At 59.9% G+C, this 2567-nt stretch carries 1 protein-coding gene; it reads right to left on the bottom strand.

All coding sequences use genetic code 11. The features are described 5' to 3' along the window. Positions 1 to 277: 277 nt before the first annotated feature. Positions 278 to 2567 (bottom strand): M10 family metallopeptidase C-terminal domain-containing protein (locus tag ACKODO_RS03240; protein ID WP_408982016.1); only part of this gene is annotated, 2290 nt, incomplete at its 5' end.

Genomic DNA, 2567 nt, shown 5'->3' with positions numbered 1-2567 from the left:
GCAATTAACGATGGCGGATGCTTATGCCTCATGTCGGTCCAGAAGGAAGGCGTTTCTGCTCACTTTCATATCCGCCGCGCTCGATCCCGACGTCGGTCGCATCTCGGCGTGTGTGGACAACGAACCGCCTGCGCGTCGCTGAACTCCCACCGGATAACGACATTTTAACAGCCTTTTATAACAAAAGATGCAGCATCTTTACATCGGCCTTTCCGCTTAGAAAGGGGCGCTAGGCAAAGTCAAGTTGCGCTATCAATCTCCGCGCAACCGCGATCCATCAGACAAAAGCGAAATCGTCGGCGGCGAACTGCCCCGGCAGAATGCCCCAGACATAGATGACTTCGCTGCCAATCCGGATTTCGGATTGGTTCGTATTTGCCGTCTGCACAATCAGTCCCTGCAGTTGCGAGAAACTGGTCACGCCCGAGCCGGCCAGGTTCAGCACGTCGCCCGCGCCAAGCCCCCCGGTGAAGTCGGCGATAAAGTCGTTGCCATCGCCAGTACGCCAGTAGATCGTATCATTTCCGGCGTCCGTGATGATGTAATCTTCACCCGTGCCGCCGGTGATCTGGTCGTTCCCGCCATAAGCCCAGATTGTGTCATTGCCGCCGCGACCGAATAGGGTGTTTGCCTCGTTGTCGCCCCCAATCTGGTCAGAGAACTGCGAGCCCGAAACGCCTTCGATGCTTGTGAAGGTATCGCCTGCAGCTTCGCCGAAATTAACCCAGTTCCGGAGACCGACAACTACGCCTGACCAGGCCTCATCGTAGCGCGCGACGTCGAGACCGGCTCCGCCGTCGAGCAAATCGCCCCCAGTGCCTCCATAGAGCTGGTCGTCGCCGGCGCCCCCGTAGAGGTAATCGGTGCTGCCATAGCCCCAGAGGCTATCGGAGCCGCCGCGACCGTAGATCGCATTTGAATTCCCGTCGCCACCAAGCAGATCGGCAAAATCAGACGCGTATATGCCTTCGACACTGACAAAGGTATCACCGGCTGCCTCGCCGAAATTAGTCCAGTTCGAGAGGCCAACGACCACACCCGACGAAGCCGCATCATAGCTTACCGTGTCCCAACCGCTGCCGCCATCTATGAGATCGCCGGAGGGGCCACCGTTGAGGCTGTCGTTGCCGTTACCGCCATAAAGGTAATCGACATCACCGTAACCCCAGAGTCCGTCGTCGCCGTCGTTTCCATACAAGGCATTGGTGGCTGAATCACCGCCGATCAGATCGCTGAAATTGGTCGCAAAGATCCCTTCCACACCGGAGAAGGTGTCGCCCGCCGCGTCACCGGTATTCGCCCAGCCGGTCATGCCGACCGTGATGCCGCTGCTGGAGCCGAAATAATTCGCAGTATCCCAGTCACTTCCGCCAATCAGCGCATCGGCGCCCGCGCCACCGATCAGGGCATCGGCGCCCGCGCCACCGATCAGGGTATCATTCCCCCCACCACCATTCAGCGTGTTGTTCGCAGAATTGCCGACAATCGTATCATTCCCCGAGCCGCCGATGGCGTTTTCGATCAGCGAGCGCGCGTCACCGTTGAACTGCAATGCGTTGAACACGTTGCCCGGCGCATATCGGCCATCGCCGAGGTTCGCGAGCTGCGTCGAGGAGGTGATCGAGAAGTTGCCCGGCGCGAGATTGATGCTGAGGTTGGTCGTGTAGTTCGAGAAATCGTAGGTATCGATCCCGTTGCCGTCCCACACGGTGAGGAAGATGCGGTTGCCGCCCGGCGCGCCCTGGCCCACGCCATTGATGAACATCTCGCCGGTGGTGGCGCTCCAGCTATAGGTGGTGTTGCCGGAATTCGTGTTGAAGTTCGCGCCATACATCGTCTGCAGCGATGCGATGTCATACATCATGTAGGTTTGCGCGTAGCCATTGAGTTCGTTGGTATATCCGCCCGTGACCGACGCACCGAGATAGCTGCGATAAGTCATCACCGAATAGGACATCTGGTCGAACTCCGCCTGCATGGCGGTGTTGGCCGGCCCACCAAATTGATGACCGTGCTTCAGGCCCAGGGAATGGCCGAGCTCGTGCAGAACGGTCGCCCCGGCATACTGGCCCTTGATGGGGTTCTGGTATTCCGTGTAGCCCCGGCCGTACCAGACATCACCGCCGGTCTTGCTGTCCGAGGGGTAATAGGCCCAGGCGGTGGAGGGCGCATACGAAAATCCGGAACGGATATCGGCGGTGATCGTCGGCGACACTTCGGTCGTGACGAGGTTCGTGTCCTGCGAGACGAGATTCATCGCAGAACGGGTCGCGACCTTCAGCGCTTCCGTCGCGGTCTGGAAGCCCAGCAGCGGCTCATTATTGACACTGTAGCTCGATTCGTATTGCGTCGAGACGGTGGGGAACGAATAGGTCAGCGTGCTGCCGCCCCAGCGGCTGCCGGATAGCAGGCCGTCCACGTTCTGGTTGCCGGTGGAACCCTGGAAGGCCCAGAAATTGCTGCCGCTGCCGCCGGGCTGCGGCGTCTGTGCCGAGGACGAGAACGTCCCGGAGGTTCCGGTTTGCGAGGCCCCGGCGGCACTGCTGCCCTGGTAGCTCAGCGGATTG

The organism is Rhabdaerophilum sp. (assembly GCF_046092605.1).
In the GTDB taxonomy this organism is placed as follows: Bacteria; Pseudomonadota; Alphaproteobacteria; order Rhizobiales; family Beijerinckiaceae; genus Rhabdaerophilum.
Note: the sequence above shows the minus strand (reverse complement) of the source record. Positions and strands in the feature narration are given on the sequence as shown.